This window comes from Pseudoduganella sp. jia 9 (assembly GCF_055502615.1).
Genome location: NZ_JBUPWE010000012.1, coordinates 1 through 18,123, shown reverse-complemented (window position 1 = coordinate 18,123; position 18,123 = coordinate 1). Strand labels below are relative to the sequence as shown.

Below are 18,123 nucleotides of genomic sequence, written 5' to 3'. Positions count from 1 at the left end.
TGGTTACCCTCCGACAATGACCTCCCTTCGTTCCATGGCGGCGCGCCTGCCGTTTCCCAGTTCCGCGCGCTGGCTGCTGCCGGTTGTGCTGGTACTGTTGTTCCTGGCCATTCTAATCTGGCTGCCGTGGCAGGCGCGCCAGATGGAAAGCAACGAGCGCCAGGAGCAACTGATCGCCGATACGCTGTGGGTCGAGCAGACGATCCGCTTCCAGCTCGGGCGCCATGAAGAAGACCTGAAGGGGGTGGCCAACGAAATCCTGGCGGGCGCCTCGGTCAAGCGCCTGCACGAGCGCATGGCCAGCGAACTGAAGACGGGCCTGGAACTGAAGCGCCTGATGTGGGTCACGCCGGAAGGCGACGTGGCCGCGTCGAGCGACGAAGCGCCGCCGCCGGTCGCCAGGCTGTCGGCACCGTCGCGCGAAGCCGCCGAGCGGGCCCGGCTCAGCCGCAACGGCGTCTACAGCGAGCCGGCCCGGGAATCGACCTACCCGGCCGGTACGCCCGGCGCGATGATGATGGATTACCACTGGCCGCTGTACCGGGGCGCCACCTACCTGGGCACGCTGGTGGCGACCTACCAGCTGTCGGCGATCCTGGAAGAAATGGTGCCATGGTGGTTTGCCCAGGATAACCAGGTCACGCTGCTGGACCGCGACGATGAAATCCTCGCCCGCCGCGCCGCCGCCGGGCCGGGACACGGCGTCTACACGCACAAGCGCGCGCTCGACCTGCCCGGCGCGACCGTCACGCTGATGACGGACAGCGTGAAAACCTCGCCGAAATTGCTGCCGAACCTGCTGGTGGGCTCGGTCATCGTGCTGTCGCTGGCACTGCTGTGGAGCCTGCTGGCGCTGTGGGGCCACATTTCGCGGCGGCTGGTGGCCGAAGAGGCACTGCGCCAGCAGATGGCGTTTCGTACCGCCATGGAGAATTCGCTCGTCACCGGCCTGCGCGCACGCGACCTGGAAGGAACCATCACCTATGTCAACCCGGCGTTTTGCCAGATGGTCGGCTACACGGAGGAGGAGCTGGTGGGCCGCCGGCCGCCGATGCCTTATTGGGCAACCGAGGTGATGGCCGAATACGAGCATCGGCTGCACAACGTGCTGCAGGGAACCGTGACGCCGCAGTTCGAGACGATCTTCCAGCGCCCCGACGGCACCCGTATTCCCGTGCTGATCTTCGAAGCGCCGCTGGTCGACAACGACGGCCGCCATACCGGCTGGATGGGTTCCATCCTCGACATCAGCGACAGGAAGCGCATCGAAGAGCTCAACCGCGAGCACCAGGAAAAGCTGCAGGCGTCCAGCCGCCTGGCCACGATGGGCGAGATCGCCTCGATGCTGGCGCACGAGCTGAACCAGCCGCTGGCGGCGATTTCCAGCTACACGACCGGTGCCCTGAACCTGCTGGCCCGCCCGGACGTGGATCCCGCCAAGCTGAAGCCGGCCCTGGAGCAGGCCGGCACGCAGGCGCGCCGTGCCGGGCAGATCATCCGCAGCGTGCACGAATTCGTGCGCAAGCGCAAAACCGAGCGGCTCGACGTGGAGATCGCCACGATGATCGAAGGCATCCACGCGCTGATCGACTTGCAGGCGCGGCCGCACCGGGTATCGCTGCAGGTGGATCTGCCGGACGATCTGCCGCAGGTGCGGGCCGACAGCATCCTGATCGAACAGGTGCTGCTGAACCTGGCGCGCAACGGCATCGAGGCGATGGCGGCCGTGCCCTTGCAGCGGCGCGTGCTGCGCATCGAAGGGCGGCACGATGCCGCCACGGGGCAAGTCGCCGTCAACGTGATCGACAATGGCCACGGCATTCCGCAGGACGTGGCCGAACGCCTGTTCTCGCCGTTTTTCTCGACCAAGGCACAGGGCATGGGCATGGGCCTGAACATATGCCGCACGGCGATCGAGTTCCATGGCGGCACGCTGACGCACCGGGACAACCCGCAAGGCGGTACCATATTCACCTTCACGCTGCCGGCGTCGCAAGTATTTGAGGAGACTACATAACATGTTGCATATCGTCGATGATGAAGAAGTGGTGCGCGACTCGCTGTCGTGGCTGGCCTCGTCGCGCGCCATTCCGGCCACCACGTACGATTGCGGCGCCCGCTTCCTCGCTTACGTGGAAGCGGGCCAGTTCGATCCCGCCGGCGACTGCGTGCTGCTCGACGTGAGGATGCCCGACATGAACGGCGTGGCCGTGTTCGACCAGCTGCATGCGCGCGGCCTGGCGCAGCGCCTGCCGGTGATTTTCCTGACCGGCCATGGCGACGTGCCGATGGCGGTGGACACCCTGAAGCGCGGCGCCTTTGATTTCTTCGAGAAGCCGTTCAACGACAACGACCTGATGGACCGTGTGCAGGAAGGCCTGGCAAGCTCGCAGCAGGCCAGCGCCCATGCGGCGGTGCACGCCAGGCTGGCCACCCTGTCCTCGCGCGAACGCGAAGTGCTGGACCTGATCCTGGCGGGCAAGATGAACAAGGTGGTCGCGGACGAACTGGGCATCAGCATGCGCACCGTCGAGGTCCATCGCGCCCACATCTTCGACAAGATGCAGGTCAAGACAGCGGTCGAACTGGCCGGCCTGCTGAAATAGCCATGGTCATGTCCCCCACGTTCGCGATCAGCATGACGCTGCTGCGCGACACCGTGCCGGACTTCGACCGCTATCCGTTCTCGCTGCCGGCGGTGCGGCACCTCGACAAGCTGACATTTCACCCGTCCGTCACGTTCATCGTCGGCGAGAACGGCAGCGGCAAGTCCACCCTGCTGGAAGCGCTCGCGGTGGCACTTGGCTACAACGCCGAGGGCGGCGGGCGCAATTTCAATTTCGGCACCCGCCCCTCCCACTCCGCATTGCACGACCATGTGCGCATTGCAAAAGGCTACCGGCGACCGCGCGACGGTTATTTCCTGCGCGCGGAGAGCTTTTTCAATGTGGCGACCGAAGTCGAACGCCTCGGCATTCCACTTGGATCGTACGGCGGCCGCCCGCTGCACGAGCAGTCGCATGGCGAATCGTTCATGGCACTGCTGACGCACCGCTTCGGCGGCCAGGGCCTGTATGTGCTCGACGAGCCGGAAGCGGCACTTTCGCCGCAGCGCCAGCTGGCCGCCCTGCAGCAGATCCACCGCCTCGTGAAGGCCGGCTCGCAGTTCATCATCGCCACCCATTCGCCGATCCTGATGGCCTACCCGGACGCCCGCATCTACGCCTGCCTGCCGGATGGCCTGCGCCGCACCGACTACGAAGACACCGAACACTTCCAGGTCACGCTCGACTTCCTGCGCGATCCGCGCCGCGCGCTCGACACCCTGCTGGCCGACGACTGAGGCCCTGCCCGCCACATGCAGGAACATGCATGAAAAAATATTCAGGATAAATATATAAGCGCTTATGTATTGAGTTATGATGAGCGCATGAAACAAGGACTAGGTACCCAGTTGCGCCACCTGATCGAACTGCTCGACGGCGCCGTTGCCGCTTCGTACGAGGAAGCGGGCATCGACTACCGCCCGCGCTACACCCCGGTGATGCGCGCGCTGGCGGAAGGCACGCCGCGCACCGTCGGCCAGATCGCCGCGGCGGCCGGCATCACGCAGCCGGCCGCCACGCAGACCGTGGCGCTGATGCTGAAGGAAGACCTGGTGGCCACCACGGCCTCGCCGGCCGATGCGCGCCAGAAGCTGGTGCGGCTGTCGGAGCGGGGACGTGCGCTGCTGCCCCGTCTGCAGCAATGCTGGGCCGCCACGGGCGCCGCCGCGGCCAGCCTCGATGCCGACCTGCCGTATCCGCTGTCCACCACGCTGGCGCAGGCGATCGCCGCGCTGGAACGGCAACCATTCGGCGCGCGCATCCGTGCCGCGCGCCACCGGCTTTCGCAGCCCGGTTCCCTGCACGGCGACAAGGAGCAATCATGAGTACCGCATCGTTTTCGGCCCCTACCCGCCCCTCGCTGGGCAAGCGCCTGCTGGCCAACGGCTTCGTGCGGACGCTGCTGGGCATCCTGGCCGTGCTGGTGCCGATGAGCGTGGCGCTGGCACTGTCCGAAGCCGTGCCCAGGCCGTGGCGCATCGGCTGGCCCTTCCTGCTGGCGACCGCCGCCATCGTCGGCGGCTACCGCCTGTATGTGCGCAAGATCGAGCAGCGCGGCATGGCGGAACTGGCACTGCCCGGCGCGGGGCGCGAACTGGGCACCGGCCTGGGCCTCGGCGCCGCGCTGATGGTCTCCTGCAGCGTGCTGCTGCTGGCCGGCGGCGTGTACACGTACACCGGCACCGCGCACTGGAGCGCACTGTTCAAGCCGCTGCCGGAACAGGTATTCGTGGCCTTCATGGAAGAGATCCTGTTCCGCGCCGTGCTGTACCGGCTGCTGGAGAAAGCCTGGGGCACGTCGATCGCATTGGTGCTGTCGAGCGTGATCTTTGCCGCCGCCCACCTGCCAAGCGAGCACATCAGCATGCTGGGCGTGCTGGCCACCATGGCCGCCTCGGCCGCGCTGTCGGCCGGCTACATCGCCACGCGCCGCCTCTGGGTGCCGATCGGCATGCACTTCGCGTGGAACTACCTGTTCGACGCCGTGTTCTCGATCCCCGTCTCCGGCCACCCGGCGCGCGGCTGGATCCAGGTCGTGGCCAGCGGTCCGGAGTGGCTGAGCGGCGGCGGCTACGGCGTCGAGGGCTCGATCGTCGCGGTGCTGGCCTGGGGCGCCACCGCGATCGTGCTGCTGCTCGCGGCACGCCGGCGCGGCCAGTGGCTGGCCAGGCCGTGAACTAGTCCGGAGCGCAGCCGTGCTGCGCCAGTGCCCAGATCACGTGTTCGCGCACGAGGTCGGATGGATGATCGAGGCGCGCCCGCAGCGCCGCAACGATGGCGGCATCGCCCCGCGCCCGCGCGGCGGCGTTGCCGAGCCCGACGGCCAGGTTGCGCAGCCAGCGCTCGTGCCCGATGCGGCGGATCGGGCTGCCTTCCATGTTGCGGTTGAACGCCTCTTCGCTCCAGCCGAACAGGTCGATCATGGAGGCACTGCCCAGGCCATGCCGCTCGTCGAAATCGGGCAGCGTGGCGCGCTGGGCAAACTTGTTCCACGGGCAGACGGTCTGGCAATCGTCGCAGCCGTACACGCGGTTGCCCAGCAGCGGCCGCAAGTCTTCCGGGATGCTGCCCTTCAGCTCGATCGTCAGGTAGGAAATGCAGCGGCGCGCATCGAGGCGGCCGGGACCGAGGATGGCGCCCGTCGGGCAGGCCGTGATGCAGGCGCTGCACTGGCCGCAGTGCGGATCGGCGGGCGCATCGACCGGCAGCGGCAGGTCCACCAGGATCTCGCCCATGAAGAACATCGAGCCGGCATCGCGGTTGAGCAGCAGCGTGTGCTTGCCGCGCCAGCCCAGGCCGGATTTTTCCGCCAGCGGCAATTCCATCACGGGCGCCGAATCGGTAAACACCCGATACCCGAATTCACCGATCTCGCTGCGCACGCGGTCGGCCAGCTGCTGCAGGCGCGCGCGCAGCACCTTGTGGTAATCCCGGCCGCGCGCATACACGGAAATCACGGCAGCCTGCGGATCGTCGAGGCGGGCGCGTTCGCGCGCGCGCCAGTCCGCATCCTGGCTGGGCGGCAGGTAATTCATCCGCGCCGTGATCACGCGCACGGTGCCCGGCACCAGCTCGGCGGGGCGGGCGCGCTTCATGCCGTGGGCGGCCATGTAGTCCATTTCGCCATGCATGCCCGCGTCGAGCCAGGCCTGCAGGCCCGGCTCCGCTGCGGCCAGGTCGATATCGGCGATCCGCACTTCGGCGAAGCCGAGTTCCTGCCCCCACCGCTTGATGGCGGCGGCCAGGGTGGACAACACTTCGGGAGAAAGAGACATCGGGCGGTACAATGGCGGCGGCAATCCACCATTTTATGCGATCCCACCACCCATGAAAGCCCACCTGCGCGACGAAAGCCACACCAGCGCCCTCGGCGTATCGCTGGCGCGTGCCCTGCTGCCCGGCCTGTCGATCCACCTGCACGGCGACCTCGGCGCCGGCAAGACGGCGCTGACGCGTGCCCTGCTGCACGCGGCCGGCCACGCGGGCACCGTGAAAAGCCCCACGTATACGCTGTCCGAACCCTATCGGGTGACGCTGGACGGCCAGCCCGTGAACGTGATCCACTACGACCTGTACCGCATGGGCAGCCCGGAGGAATTCCTCGACGCCGGCTTTCGCGAAGACTTCGATGGCCACAATATCTGCATCGTCGAGTGGCCGGAAAAAGCCGAAGGCGTGCTGCCGCCGCCCGACCTGCGCGTCACGCTCAGCGTGGCGGGCGACGGACGTGATGTAGAATTGCAGGCGTTCTCTGCATTAGGTTTGTCATGCCTGCAACGCCTCCACTTCCCGCGGATCCTCTGATCGCCCCTTCGCGCGGGCATACCCGCCGTACCCTGCTGAAGGCCGGCGGCACGCTGCTGCTGTCGGTACTGACGCCGTTGCCCGCCCGCGCCGCGCAGATCCTCGCCGTGCGTGTCTGGCCGGCGGAGGACTACACCCGTGTCACGCTGGAAAACGATGCCGACCTGAAGACGTCGCACTTCATCATCAAGGATCCCGAGCGCCTCGTGGTCGACATCGAAGGCCTCGACCTGAACCCGGAGCTGAAGTCGCTGGTGGCGAAGATCCAGTCGAACGACCCGTACATCATGCAGGTGCGCGTGGGCCAGAACCGGCCCGGCGTGGTGCGCCTGGTGTTCGACCTGAAGGAACAGATCCGCCCGCAGGTCTTCACGCTGGCGCCGGTGGGCGAATACAAGCACCGCCTGATCTTCGACCTGTATCCGATCCAGGAACTGGACCCGATCGCGGCGATGATCGAAAAAGGCGAATGGTCCAGCGATGGCGTGCCGGTGGGCCAGCCGCCGGTGGCCGAACAGCATCCCGCCCCGGGCCTGCCGTTGCCGGACAACCGCATTCCCGCGCCGGGCGTGCCGTCCGAAGCGGTGCCGCGGCCGGATATCGCCAGGGCGGAACCGCGCAAGCCGGAGCCGCCGAAGAACGGCGACAATCTGGTGCGGATGCTGACGATCGCGCTCGATCCCGGCCACGGCGGCGAAGACCCCGGCGCGATCGGCGGGCGCGGCAGCCGCGAAAAAGACATCGTGCTGGCGATTGCCAAGCGCCTCAAGGCCAAGCTGGAACAGCACCCGAACATGCGCGTGATGCTGACCCGCGACGGCGATTATTTCGTGCCGCTGAACAAGCGTGTGGAAAAGGCCCGCAAGGTCGATGCCGACCTGTTCGTGTCGATCCACGCCGATGCGTTCGTCAAGCCCACGGCGCGCGGCTCGTCGGTCTTCGTGCTGTCCGAAAAAGGCGCCAGCTCGTCGGCGGCGCGCTGGCTGGCCAACAAGGAAAACCAGGCCGACCTGATCGGCGGCGCCAACTCGCGCGGCGGCGATCCGCAACTGGCCAGCGTGCTGTTCGACCTGTCCACGACGGCGCAGATCAACGACAGCCTGAAGGTCGGCAAGGCCGTGCTGCAGCAGATCGGCGGCATCAACAAGCTGCACAAGAACGCCGTCGAACAGGCCGGCTTCGCCGTGCTGAAGGCGCCGGACATTCCGTCGATCCTGATCGAGACGGCGTTCATCTCCAACCCCGAGGAAGAAGCGCGCCTGCTCGACAACAACTACCAGGACCAGATCGCGGACGCCATCGTGAAGGGCATCCGCTCCTACTTCGCCAAGAACCCGCCGCTCGCCAAGAACCGGCTGACCTAGGACCCTTGCATGCAACACACGACGTTCGGCCAGCTCCCGGCCGTGAGCATCACCGCGCCCGACGGCGCGCAGGCCACCATTGCGCTGTACGGCGCGCATCTCGTGTCGTGGAAAACGGCCGATGGCCGCGAACGGCTGTTCATGAGCGAGGCCTCGCCGCGCGACGGCAGCGCCGCGATCCGCGGCGGCGTGCCGGTGATCTTCCCGCAGTTCTCCACGCGCGGCACCGGCCAGCGCCACGGTATCGCCCGGCTGTCGCACTGGCGCCTGGGCGACCATGGCAACGATGCCACTACCGCCTGGGCCGAGTTCCTGCTGACGCACGAGGACGTGCCGGCCGAACTGGCGCAGGGCTGGCCGCACGCCTTCGCACTGGCGCTGCGCTTCACGCTGCAGCCCGATGGGCTCGAGATGCGCTACCACGTGCGCAACATGGGCGGCGAACCGTTCGACTTCGCCTGCGCGCTGCACACGTATTATGCGGTCGACGAATTCACGCGCACGGTGCTGACCGGCCTGCCGGACGCGTCGCCGCTGCACTTCGGCCCGCCGCTGGACAATATCTACCCCGCCCCGGCCGGCCTGGCCCTGCAGCCGGGCACGGGCACCGTGCAACTGGCGCAGCAGGGATTCACCGAGTTCGTCGTCTGGAATCCGGGCGCCGAAGCGGCCGCCAGGCTGACCGACATGCGGGACGACGAATGGCAGCGCTTCGTCTGCATCGAACCGGCGCGGGTCGACCAGAAACCGCTGGCCGCCGGCGCCGACTGGACCGGCGTGCACACGATCACGATCAGCTGAAAAAGTTGCCGAAACATTGCCCAAAAAAAGGGCGCATCGCTGCGCCCGAATTCTCCCCTCACCGGGAAAACCGTTCTCCCGCCTTACTGCGATTCCTTGATCATCCGCCCCGCGGCCGCCTGCACCGGCCGGGCGTTGAGCGGGTACAGCCGCGAGAACAGGGCCATCTGCTCGGGCGAAGCCTGCACCGGCTCCTTCATCACCAGCCACAGCACGCCTTCGGTGCATGGCGGCTCGGTCAATGAACCCATGTACGTGTAATAGTCGCGCCGCTCGGGCAGCAGGTCGTTCGGGTTGAACACGATCGACGGCGTGAAGGTTTCCTTCTTTTCCAGCGGCAGGTTGTTCCACACGGTCTGGATCGCCGGCTGGGCGCGGCCCCGTTGCAGCATCAGCGCCAGCACGGCGGTGCGCCCTTCGAGGTCCTTGTGGACCAGGTGGATGCCCATCTCGTAGGTCTTGCCGTTGACGCGTTCCTCGGCCGGGCGATGGAAGTGCAGCTGCTGCAGCTCGTACGTGCGTCCGCCGACGGACAGGAAATTGCCGGTACCCAGCGCCACCTGCACGGTATGGCCGTTGTCGGTGACGGAAAAACCGGACGGACGGTAATCGAAGGCGATCTGCTCCAGCTCGACCTTGATGCCATCGCGGATATCGATCGGCGACTGGCGGCTGCCGCCATTGCATTTGTTCCAGGCGGCGTTGATCTTGCTCCAGTTGGCCGGGCCGAATTCGCCTTCATACGTCCAGAAGGTGCCATTGGCGGGCGGCGGCGGCTGTGAAGCCACATAGGCGGCCTTGGCCGCATGTGCCTGCGCTGCCTTGCGCGCCTTCGCGGCGGCGGCCACACGGGCGGCCTGGTTGGCCTTCATCTGCGCCAGCCGCTCGGCAATCCTGGCGGACAGCTCGGCCTCGGCCTGCTCCTCCTGCTCGCGTTCCGACAGCTTCCTGGCCGGCTTGCCCGACTTGGCTTTCGCATCGCCGATACCCATCGCATCCTCGCGCGCAGGCGACGACGGCTGCACGCCGGCGATCTTGGAAGGGGAGTCGTTGGCGCTTGCCGAGCCGATGGCCAGGCAGCACGCGGTGAGGGCAATCAGCTTGCGCATGTCAATCCGGGGCAGAAAACAGACTTGCCCCGGTTAACGGATGCCGTACGGAAAAACTTGAGGTTTTTTTGCTTGAAAGAAATCAGCGGCCGAGCATGCGTCGGCTCATCTTCCACACGCCGCCCAGCGCCACCGGCACCACGGCCACGCCTACGCCGATCAGCACGATCGTGGTCAGGTTGTCGCGCACCAGGGGAATATTGCCGAAGAAGTAGCCCGCCGTGCACAGCGACACCACCCACAGCACCGCGCCGGTGATGTTATATAGCTGGAAGCGGGCAAACGTCATGTCGGAGACACCGGCCACGAACGGCGCGAACGTGCGCACCACGGGCACGAAGCGCGCCAGGATGATGGTCTTGCCGCCGTGCCGCTCGAAGAAGTTGTGCGTGCGCTGCAGCGCAGCGCGGTTGATCCACCGGTAATTGTGGGTGAACATGCGGTTGCCGATGGTTTCGCCGATCCAGTAATTGGTGGTGTTGCCGATCACCGCGGCGCAGATCAGCAGGAAGATCAGCAGCCCCAGGTGCATGTGCCCGGTGGCGCAGAAGGCACCGGCAATGAACAGCAGCGTATCGCCGGGGAAGAAGAACAGGACGACGAGGCCCGTCTCGCAAAAAATGATGGCGAACAGGATCGCGTAGACCAGCGTGCCGTACTGCGCAATCAGCGCGTCCAGCGCCTTGTCGACGTGAACCAGCATTTCCATCAATTGAACGAATTCCATAGTAGTCCTGTAAGGTTGCGGCGGGAATCATACACCAGGCAAAGGGCTGGCGAATTATTCCCGCTGCAACAAAATTTTCAATAAATAAGTTTTAAAGATTACAATTTTATAGCTCGGCCGAGCAAGCTATCCAGGAGACCCGATGACCCGCTGGCCCCTCTATTTTCTCGCCTCCTTCGCCGCAATGCCACTGGCGGCGGCAGAACTGCCGCCGAAAGCGTCGGTCGCCGATGTGATCAAGGCATCGAAGAGCGCCGAATGGCGCGCGCTCGATCCGGCCAGCACGCTGTACATGGAACTGCCGGCCGGCCGCGTCGTTATCGAACTGGCGCCCGCATTCGCGCCGAAGCATGCCGAGAACCTGCGCGCACTGGTGCGCGACGGCTACTTCGACGGACTGGCGATCCTGCGCGCGCAAGACAATTTCGTGGTGCAGTGGGGCGACCCGGACGAAGCCAATCCTCGGCCCGTGAAAACGGCCAGGGCAAAGCTGGACGGCGAATTCACGGTACCCCTGAAAACCGCCGGGCAGTTTACGCGCCTGCCCGACCGCGACGGCTATGCACCGCAGGTGGGCCATTCGAACGGCTTCCCGTCCGCGCGCGACCCGAAGAGCGGCCAGGCCTGGCTGGCGCACTGCTACGGCATGGTGGGCGTGGGGCGCGACGTGGGGGCGGACAGCGGCAACGGCGGCGCGCTGTACGCCGTGATCGGCCAGGCGCCGCGCCAGCTGGACCGCAATATCACCGTGGTCGGCCGCGTGATCGACGGCATGCCGCTGCTGGCCGTGATGCCGCGCGGCCCCGGCGCGATGGGCTTCTACGAGGACCCGGCGCAACGCGTGGCGATCAAGTCGGTGAAGCTGGCCGCCGACGTGCCGGACGCGCAGCGCAGCAGGTTCGAGGTGATGCGCACCGACTCGGCCAGCTTCAAGGCGGTGGCCGAGGCGGCGCGCAACCGCGGCGGCCCCTGGACCAAGGTCGCCGCCGGCCACGTCGACCTGTGCAACGTGCCGATCCCGGTGCGGCCGGCAGGTACGTAACGGGCCAGCGGCGCGGGGCCTGCCCGCCAGGCTGCTCAGGGCGGGAACGGCGCCGCAGCGCCGCTCCGGTATAATTTCGCCACCATGAACGCCCCGATTCCGCCCCGCCCGATCCGGGCACTTCCCGACCAGCTCATTTCGCAGATCGCCGCCGGCGAGGTGGTCGAGCGGCCGTCCGCCGTGGTGAAGGAGCTGCTGGAAAACGCGCTGGACGCGGGCGCCAGCCAGGTCACGGTCCGGCTCGAGGAAGGCGGCGTCAAGCGCATCTGCATCACCGACAACGGCAAGGGCATCCCGCCGGAGCAGATGCCGCTGGCACTGGAACGCCATGCCACGTCGAAGATCGCCTCGCTGGACGACCTGGAAAACGTGGGAACGCTGGGCTTTCGCGGCGAGGCGCTGGCCTCGATTGCCTCGGTCGCGGTCGTCACGCTGACCTCGCGCACCGCGGACGCGGCCCATGCCTGGGAACTGCAAGGCTCGCATCTGGGCACGGTCGTGCCATCGTCCGGCGCGCCGGGCACCACGGTCAATGCGCAGGACCTGTACTACAACACGCCGGCGCGCCGCAAATTCCTGAAGTCCGAGCAGACCGAATTCGGCCATTGCGCCGAAGTCGTGCGCCGCATCGCGCTGGCGCGGCCGGACGCGGCCTTCACGCTCACCCACAACGGCCGCACCGTGGACCACTGGATGGCCAGCGACATGGCCAAACGCAGCGCGCAGATCCTCGGCGAAGCATTCGCCGAGGCGCGCATTCCCATCGACGAAGCATCCGGCGTGCTGCGCCTGCACGGCTTCGCCGGCTTGCCGACCGCCTCGAAGGCGCGTGCCGATTGCCAGTACTTCTATGTCAACGGCCGCTTCGTGCGCGACAAGCTGCTGGTGCACGCGGTGCGCGCCGCCTACGAAGACGTGCTGCACGGCGACCGCTTCCCGTCCTACGTGCTGGCGCTGGAACTGGACCCGGCGCTGGTGGACGTGAACGTGCACCCGTCGAAGATCGAGGTGCGCTTCCGCGACGGCCGTACCGTGCACCAGTTCGTGTTCCACGCGGTGCAGCGGGCGCTGGCGCAAACCTCCGCCACGGCGCACGGCAACGTGCCCGCGCCGCTGCCCGCCGCGCAGACGCTGGGCGGCGACGTTCCGCTCAGCGGCCACGCCTGGCGCCCGCAGCAGCAGACCTCGTTCGGCGCGATGATGAATCCGACCTACACGCCGACGTTCTCGCCCTCCCCCTTCGGCGCACGCGACGGCGGCGGCGTGGCGCAAAGCACGGAACGCTACGGCGCGCTGTTCGCCGATGCGGAGCCGCCGCGCGCCGCCGAGCAGGCCGCGCCGTATGCGATGCCGCAGCCGGCCGGCTATACCGCCAACGCGGCCGCGCTGGCGCACGAGGAATTCCCGCTCGGCTTCGCGCTGGCGCAGCTGCACGGCATCTATATCCTGGCGCAGAACAGCAAGGGGCTGGTACTGGTGGACATGCATGCGGCGCACGAACGCATCCTGTACGAGCAGCTGAAGAATGCGCTGGACGCGCAGATCGCCGGCACCGACATGCAGGTGCAGGCGCTGCTGATCCCCGTCACGTTCTATGCCGACCCGGTCGAGGTGGGCACGGTGCAGGAACATGGCGAGACCCTGACGGCGCTGGGCTTCGACATCGCCGCGCTGTCGCCGACCACGCTGGCGGTGCGTGCCGTGCCCAGCCTGCTGAAGAATGCCGACGCGCAGACACTGGCGCGCGACGTATTGCGCGACGTGCGCGAATTCGGCGGCTCGCGCGTGCTGATCGAGCGCCGCAACGAGCTGCTCGGCACGCTGGCCTGCCACACGGCCGTGCGCGCCAACCGCATCCTGACCACGCCGGAAATGAACGCGCTGCTGCGCCAGATGGAAAGCACCGAACGCGCGGACCAGTGCAACCACGGCCGCCCCACCTGGGTGCAGGTTGAAATCTCCGCATTGGATAAACTGTTCCTCCGAGGGCAGTAAGCCGCATGAACCATCAAGCCAAGCGTCCGCTCGCGGTCGCCATCATGGGCCCGACCGCGTCGGGCAAGACCGCCGCCGCGCTGGCCATCGCCGAGCGCATCCCGTCCGAAATCATTTCCGTGGATTCGGCACTGGTCTACCGGGGCATGGACATCGGCACAGCCAAGCCCACGCGCGCAGAGCGGGCCGCTGCGCCGCACCACCTGATCGACATCCTCGACCCGCTCGATGCCTACTCGGTCGCCCAGTTCCGCGACGATACGCTGCGCCTCGTGGCCGACATCGTTGCGCGGGGCAAGCTGCCGCTGCTGGTCGGCGGCACGATGCTGTACTTCAAGGGCCTGGCCGACGGGCTGGACGACCTGCCCGGCGCCGATCCCGCGGTGCGGGCGGAACTGGAAGAAGACGCGGCGAAAATCGGCTGGCCTGGGCTGCATGCGCGGCTGGCCACGCTGGACCCGGCAACGGCCGCGCGTCTCAATCCGAACGATGCGCAGCGCATCGGACGCGCGCTGGAAATCATCCGGCTGTCGGGCCAGCCCATGTCGGCCCTGCTGGCGCGGCGCGAAAAGGAGCCGCTGCCATTCGATCTGATGTCGTTCGCGCTGGAGCCGAACGACCGCGCCGTGCTGCACGAACGGATCGCGCGCCGCTTCGACATCATGCTGGAAGACGATGCGCTGATCGATGAAGTGGAAGTGCTGCGCCGGCGCGGCGACCTGCATCCGGGCCTGCCGTCGATGCGCTGCGTGGGCTACCGCCAGGTGTGGGAATACCTCGACGGCCGCATCGGCTACCAGGACATGCGCGAGACCGGCATCATCGCCACGCGCCAGCTCGCCAAGCGCCAGCTGACATGGCTGCGGGCCATGCCGGAACGGATCGTGATCGACTGCCTGGCGCCCGACGCGACCGGGCAGATCCTGGCGCAGCTGCCCGTACCGCACAGCTGAACCAGGCACTGTTGCGTTCGATGGCGCGCATTTACGCTGCACGTTACTGATTTGCGCTATATTGTTCGATTGTCCATTGCCAGCGCAAAATGGGCGCTTTCCTTGACAGCGCGGGTGGCAAGGGCCATAATGCCTGCCGTTGCGGTGATATAGCTCAGCTGGTTAGAGCACAGCACTCATAATGCTGGGGTCGGTGGTTCAAGTCCACCTATCACCACCACCAGAATTCAAGACGAATGGCCTGACCGGCAACGGCTCAGGTCATTTTTCTTCAGGAACATCGTTGTACAGTTTGCGGTGATATAGCTCAGTTGGTTAGAGCACAGCACTCATAATGCTGGGGTCGGTGGTTCAAGTCCACCTATCACCACCAGATGTGAAAAAGCCGCCGGTCGCGAGACTGGCGGCTTTTTTTATTCTTGCGAAGTCAGTCGGCCATGCCTTGCAGGGCTTCGGTCGTCGTGGTTATGCCGCTGGTACTCTCTGCGCGAATGCTCCCGAAGAAAACACGGGCTTCGGCGGCGCATGCCAGCATCCTGCCCCCTGCGGCAACAAGCTCTGGATCATCCAGGTCTATCAGCGCCCTGCCGACGCTGGCTTGGGCAATGTAGTCGTGACGCATGGCGGCGGCACCGACGAAGCGCGATAGGCCGCTATCGGGTGCGCCCACATGATCTTCAGAATCGAGCCAGACCTCATTCTGCAATTCCACGTACAGATGGCCGAGCCGATGCAGGTGCAGCCATTCCGCCAGTTGCACGAATTGGTAGCGTGCCGTCATGTCGTCCGCTTCGCCGAGGCGGGAAAGCAGCAGCGTGCGGGCGAGCCAGTTGCCACGCGCGGCTGCGTGCTGCAGGCCGTCGACCAGCGCCTTGTCATCCTGGCTGCCGGGCAGATTGTCGGCGTAACGCAAGACCGACTGCATCATCGGCAACGCACCCACTTCCGCCGGGGTCTTGCAGACGAAACGGCGCACGTCCACTGTCCGGGCCTCATTGACCACCTGGCCGACGAGGCGCTCCCAACGCCGGCCGAGATCGGTGTAGCCGGGCGTCGACGGCATTGGGCCCAGCCATGCATAGGGATCCTTGGAGGCGGCCGGCCCAAGCGGCCGCCGCGTTCCTGCGGTGTGAATCAAACCCAGGCCCAGCAGCAATACCACCAGGATCATCAATTGGCGTGTCATGTAAGCCTCCCCGTTGATTGTTCAACCGCGCGCCGCCAGCGCCCGGCTTCGTTCCGCTTGCCGGTACACCGGCAGCGCCTTTGCCGCGCAATCGAGCATGCGCCGGCCCACGGCGGCCTGCCCGCGGTCGCCGCTGCGCTGCAGTTCGCGTCCTACCTTGTATTGCGATGGATAGTTGTGGTGCATGGCGGCGTAGATGTCGAGGCTCGACAGCATCCCGTCCGATGCGGCCGGATGCTGGCCCGATGCGCCGTCCGCATCGCCGATGGCCGCGTACAGTGCGCCGATGCGGTGCTCCTGCATCCACTCGATCAGCGTGATCGTGCTGAAGATGCTGGCGTCGTCCGGCGCCTGGTTGCCGAGCCGCGACAGGAAAACCTGCACCTTCGCCAGCCAGTTGCCCCGCTGCGCGGCAGCGTGCAGGCCGCGCAACAGGTCGGGGTCGTGGCGGCTGTCCGGCAAGCCGCGCAGGTATGCGTCGACGGCGTCCAGCAGAGGAACCGGCCCCACCTCGGCCGGCAGCTTGCAGACGAAACGGCTCGTATCCTGCTGCGCAGGCACGTCGCGCCGCACTTTTTCCAGCAGCCGGGCGATCCGGCCGTCGAGCGTTTCGGCGGAAAAATACGGTACGCCACGCGCCGTGCCATTCGCCTGCGCCATTTTCGCCGCAGCGTCGCCGCCGCGCCGATGCGATTGCAGCGTGTCACGCGGGTGCTGCGAGGCCGAGTAAATCAGGCCGCCGGCCAGCAGCAGTAGCACCGCCAAGGTTCCCTGGTTTTTCATGCTTCCCCGCTTATGGACTGTTGGGAATCCAACTGTATGCGGGGTGGCAAACTACGAAATTGCGACAGCGCAATTCTTCCGAGCAATCATTGCTTCAACTCATTAAATACATCCCCACTCAGCGGCAGACTGTGGTTTTGACACACAGGAGGAAACCATGGTCGACCTGATGCAACCCGTATCGCGCGTGATCGGCGAACACCGCGCACAGATCCTGCAGAAGCTGGATGGCAAGCCGGGGGAATGGACCGTCGCGACGCTGCAGAACCAGCAGGCGATGGATACCGTCATCGGCTGCTGCTATGAGCTGCTGCCCGGTCTCGTGCGGCTGGCTGTCAAGGAGCCGGCATTCCGAACGTTCATGATGAACAACCGAGACCGCGTGCTGGCGCAGCTGGCGCAGCCGCAGGCGTAAAAAAAGGTTCATCGCACTTTGCCGGGGAACGCATTCTTGATTTTCAAGAAGAAGTAGGATGCGTCCCGGAATCCGTAAGCCATGCGTTTGATCACTTTGATGCGATTGTTGACGCCTTCCAGGATGGATGAGTTCATCGGATAGATGGCCGAAGCCAAGATACCGCGCCGGTATTTGGCCAAGCGTTTAGCGAACTGGATCAGCGGTGCGATCTGGCTTTCCAGGGCGAGCTTGAGCCAGGTTTTCCATCGACGAGCACCTTCCCAGGCCGATGGCGCATACCAGATCTCTTTCAGTTCGGTCTTGAGCAGGTAGACCGTTGCCAAGGGCTGGTTGGCGGCGAGCAGTTCGTCAAGTTTGATCGCCTGGTCGGTTTTGAGATTGTCGCGATTACGCAGCAAAAGCCATCGGCTGCGCTTGATGACCTGACGGGCTTTTGGCTCTGCACGTAGTGCATTGGCTTGATCGACCCGTACCCGGTCAACGACTTCGCGGCCAAAACGGGCCACGACATGAAATAGGTCGTAGACCACCTCGGCATTGGGGCATTGCTGGCGCACTTCGAGATCCATAGCCGTGTTCATGTCCATCGCCACGGCTTCAATCCGCTGGCAGCCTTCCGGTCCCAGCATCTCGAAAAATGGCCGGATCGCTTCCCGGCTATTGCCTTCTCCAACCCACAATACGCGCATCCGTTCAGCATCGAGCGCGACAGTGGCATAGCGGTGTCCCTTGTGCAGGGCGAATTCGTCCATCACCAGGCGCCGTACACCCTCTGCTGAGAAGTCAGCATGCAAGTGCTTCAAGCGCCGATGATCGATCTCTTTGACGGTATGCCAGTGTAGGCCGGTCAGCCGGGCCACATGTGCTATCGGAAGCAGTTGCGCCAGCGCCTCGACCCACAGGCGCACACGATGCGTAATGCGTGAACGCCGGTCAAGCCAGACAATGTGCTCGGCAACCCGTGCATTACAGTGATGGCAGTCCAGTCGCCGCACTGGCACATCAAGCCAGACGCGTTTGTCCAGAATATCGCGGTCGCGCACCTTGCGTCTTCGGCGCTCATGCACCAAGGCGCAAGGCTGGCGGCACGACCCACACAAAGCATCACTTGTCGGACAGGGTTCGAGAACGATCAGCAGGGAACCGTCTTTCTGTTCTTGGACGGAGTCGAGAATATGGCCTTCCCAAAACGGGAGAGACGACATAGCATTGAGCATGGCGGTGGTTTGAAAGATTGACTTGTTTGGCGACTATCAATCTACCAACTTCAGACCCCCGCCACCACTTCCTGCTCAGATCGTCAATCCCGTCTTCCCCCATTCCCCGCGAAGAACC

18 protein-coding genes and 2 tRNA genes are annotated in these 18,123 nt (G+C 65.8%); 14 read left to right on the top strand and 6 right to left on the bottom strand.

From position 1 onward, the window contains the following. Window positions 1-16: 16 nt before the first annotated feature. The 5 genes from ACY34H_RS16805 to ACY34H_RS16785 all read left to right on the top strand — a co-directional run bounded on the left by ACY34H_RS16805 (window position 17) and on the right by ACY34H_RS16785 (window position 4,782). The gene (locus tag ACY34H_RS16805) at window positions 17-2,017 is read left to right on the top strand and encodes a sensor histidine kinase (RefSeq protein ID WP_464978616.1); all 2,001 of its coding nucleotides are present in this window, start codon (window positions 17-19) and stop codon (window positions 2,015-2,017) included. 1 nt (window position 2,018) lies between these two features. Further along, window positions 2,019-2,606: a response regulator transcription factor gene (locus ACY34H_RS16800; RefSeq protein WP_464978615.1), complete on the top strand. Its 588-nt coding sequence runs from the start codon at window positions 2,019-2,021 to the stop codon at window positions 2,604-2,606. Between the two features lie 2 nt (window positions 2,607-2,608). Continuing rightward, the gene (locus ACY34H_RS16795; RefSeq protein ID WP_464978614.1) at window positions 2,609-3,343 is read left to right on the top strand and encodes an AAA family ATPase; all 735 of its coding nucleotides are present in this window, start codon (window positions 2,609-2,611) and stop codon (window positions 3,341-3,343) included. Between the two features lie 87 nt (window positions 3,344-3,430). Beyond that, window positions 3,431-3,931 carry a MarR family winged helix-turn-helix transcriptional regulator gene (locus tag ACY34H_RS16790; RefSeq protein WP_464978613.1) on the top strand — a complete coding sequence of 167 codons (501 nt, stop codon included), beginning with the start codon at window positions 3,431-3,433 and terminating at the stop codon, window positions 3,929-3,931. Continuing rightward, window positions 3,928-4,782, top strand: a complete 855-nt coding sequence (locus tag ACY34H_RS16785; protein ID WP_464978612.1) for a lysostaphin resistance A-like protein — start codon at window positions 3,928-3,930, stop codon at window positions 4,780-4,782. The genes ACY34H_RS16790 and ACY34H_RS16785 overlap by 4 nt, the downstream gene beginning before the upstream one ends. A 1-nt stretch (window position 4,783) precedes the next feature. Here ACY34H_RS16785 and queG read toward each other — a convergent pair whose 3' ends face one another. Beyond that, entirely contained in the window at window positions 4,784-5,881 is a 1,098-nt protein-coding gene (queG, locus tag ACY34H_RS16780) for a tRNA epoxyqueuosine(34) reductase QueG (protein ID WP_464978611.1), read from the bottom strand. A 52-nt stretch (window positions 5,882-5,933) separates the two neighbouring features. On the opposite strand from queG, the gene tsaE reads away from it, so the two are divergent. The 3 genes from tsaE to ACY34H_RS16765 are packed head-to-tail and all read left to right on the top strand — an operon-like array spanning window position 5,934 to window position 8,575. Beyond that, window positions 5,934-6,410, top strand: coding sequence for a tRNA (adenosine(37)-N6)-threonylcarbamoyltransferase complex ATPase subunit type 1 TsaE (gene tsaE, locus ACY34H_RS16775; RefSeq protein WP_464978610.1), 477 nt, complete (start codon window positions 5,934-5,936; stop codon window positions 6,408-6,410). Next, window positions 6,374-7,774 carry an N-acetylmuramoyl-L-alanine amidase gene (locus tag ACY34H_RS16770; protein ID WP_464978609.1) on the top strand — a complete coding sequence of 467 codons (1,401 nt, stop codon included), beginning with the start codon at window positions 6,374-6,376 and terminating at the stop codon, window positions 7,772-7,774. Before tsaE ends, ACY34H_RS16770 begins: the two co-directional genes overlap by 37 nt. 9 nt (window positions 7,775-7,783) lie before the next feature. Beyond that, entirely contained in the window at window positions 7,784-8,575 is a 792-nt protein-coding gene (locus ACY34H_RS16765; protein ID WP_464978608.1) for a D-hexose-6-phosphate mutarotase, read from the top strand. 83 nt (window positions 8,576-8,658) lie between these two features. Here the strand turns inward: ACY34H_RS16765 and ACY34H_RS16760 are convergent, their stop codons facing one another. Both ACY34H_RS16760 and ACY34H_RS16755 read right to left on the bottom strand, forming a co-directional pair. Next, on the bottom strand, window positions 8,659-9,684 hold the full coding sequence (locus ACY34H_RS16760; RefSeq protein WP_464978607.1) for a carbonic anhydrase: 1,026 nt from the start codon (window positions 9,682-9,684) through the stop codon (window positions 8,659-8,661). An 82-nt stretch (window positions 9,685-9,766) separates the two neighbouring features. Further along, on the bottom strand, window positions 9,767-10,411 hold the full coding sequence (locus ACY34H_RS16755; RefSeq protein ID WP_464978606.1) for a VTT domain-containing protein: 645 nt from the start codon (window positions 10,409-10,411) through the stop codon (window positions 9,767-9,769). A gap of 142 nt (window positions 10,412-10,553) precedes the next feature. Here ACY34H_RS16755 and ACY34H_RS16750 point away from each other — a divergent pair, with 142 nt between their 5' ends. The 5 genes from ACY34H_RS16750 (at window position 10,554) to ACY34H_RS16730 (ending at window position 14,774) form a co-directional block, all read left to right on the top strand. Then, window positions 10,554-11,453: a peptidylprolyl isomerase gene (locus tag ACY34H_RS16750; RefSeq protein WP_464978605.1), complete on the top strand. Its 900-nt coding sequence runs from the start codon at window positions 10,554-10,556 to the stop codon at window positions 11,451-11,453. A gap of 84 nt (window positions 11,454-11,537) precedes the next feature. Beyond that, window positions 11,538-13,448, top strand: a complete 1,911-nt coding sequence (gene mutL / locus ACY34H_RS16745) for a DNA mismatch repair endonuclease MutL (RefSeq protein ID WP_464978604.1) — start codon at window positions 11,538-11,540, stop codon at window positions 13,446-13,448. 5 nt (window positions 13,449-13,453) lie between these two features. Beyond that, the gene (gene miaA, locus ACY34H_RS16740; protein WP_464978603.1) at window positions 13,454-14,401 is read left to right on the top strand and encodes a tRNA (adenosine(37)-N6)-dimethylallyltransferase MiaA; all 948 of its coding nucleotides are present in this window, start codon (window positions 13,454-13,456) and stop codon (window positions 14,399-14,401) included. A 143-nt stretch (window positions 14,402-14,544) separates the two neighbouring features. After that, a tRNA-Met gene (locus ACY34H_RS16735) sits at window positions 14,545-14,621 on the top strand. A 76-nt stretch (window positions 14,622-14,697) separates the two neighbouring features. Then, window positions 14,698-14,774, top strand: a tRNA-Met gene (locus tag ACY34H_RS16730). Between the two features lie 54 nt (window positions 14,775-14,828). Here the strand turns inward: ACY34H_RS16730 and ACY34H_RS16725 are convergent. Then, window positions 14,829-15,587, bottom strand: coding sequence for a hypothetical protein (locus ACY34H_RS16725; protein ID WP_464978602.1), 759 nt, complete (start codon window positions 15,585-15,587; stop codon window positions 14,829-14,831). Window positions 15,588-15,608: 21 nt separating this feature from the next. Further along, window positions 15,609-16,370 carry a hypothetical protein gene (locus ACY34H_RS16720; protein WP_464978601.1) on the bottom strand — a complete coding sequence of 254 codons (762 nt, stop codon included), beginning with the start codon at window positions 16,368-16,370 and terminating at the stop codon, window positions 15,609-15,611. Between the two features lie 157 nt (window positions 16,371-16,527). Here ACY34H_RS16720 and ACY34H_RS16715 point away from each other — a divergent pair, with 157 nt between their 5' ends. Continuing rightward, window positions 16,528-16,785 (top strand): hypothetical protein, encoded by a 258-nt coding sequence (locus tag ACY34H_RS16715; RefSeq protein WP_464978600.1) that lies wholly within the window; start codon window positions 16,528-16,530, stop codon window positions 16,783-16,785. Between the two features lie 8 nt (window positions 16,786-16,793). Here ACY34H_RS16715 and ACY34H_RS16710 read toward each other — a convergent pair whose 3' ends face one another. After that, complete coding sequence (locus tag ACY34H_RS16710; protein ID WP_464975433.1) at window positions 16,794-18,005, bottom strand: ISL3 family transposase; 1,212 nt, start codon at window positions 18,003-18,005, stop codon at window positions 16,794-16,796. Window positions 18,006-18,123 lie beyond the last annotated feature (118 nt).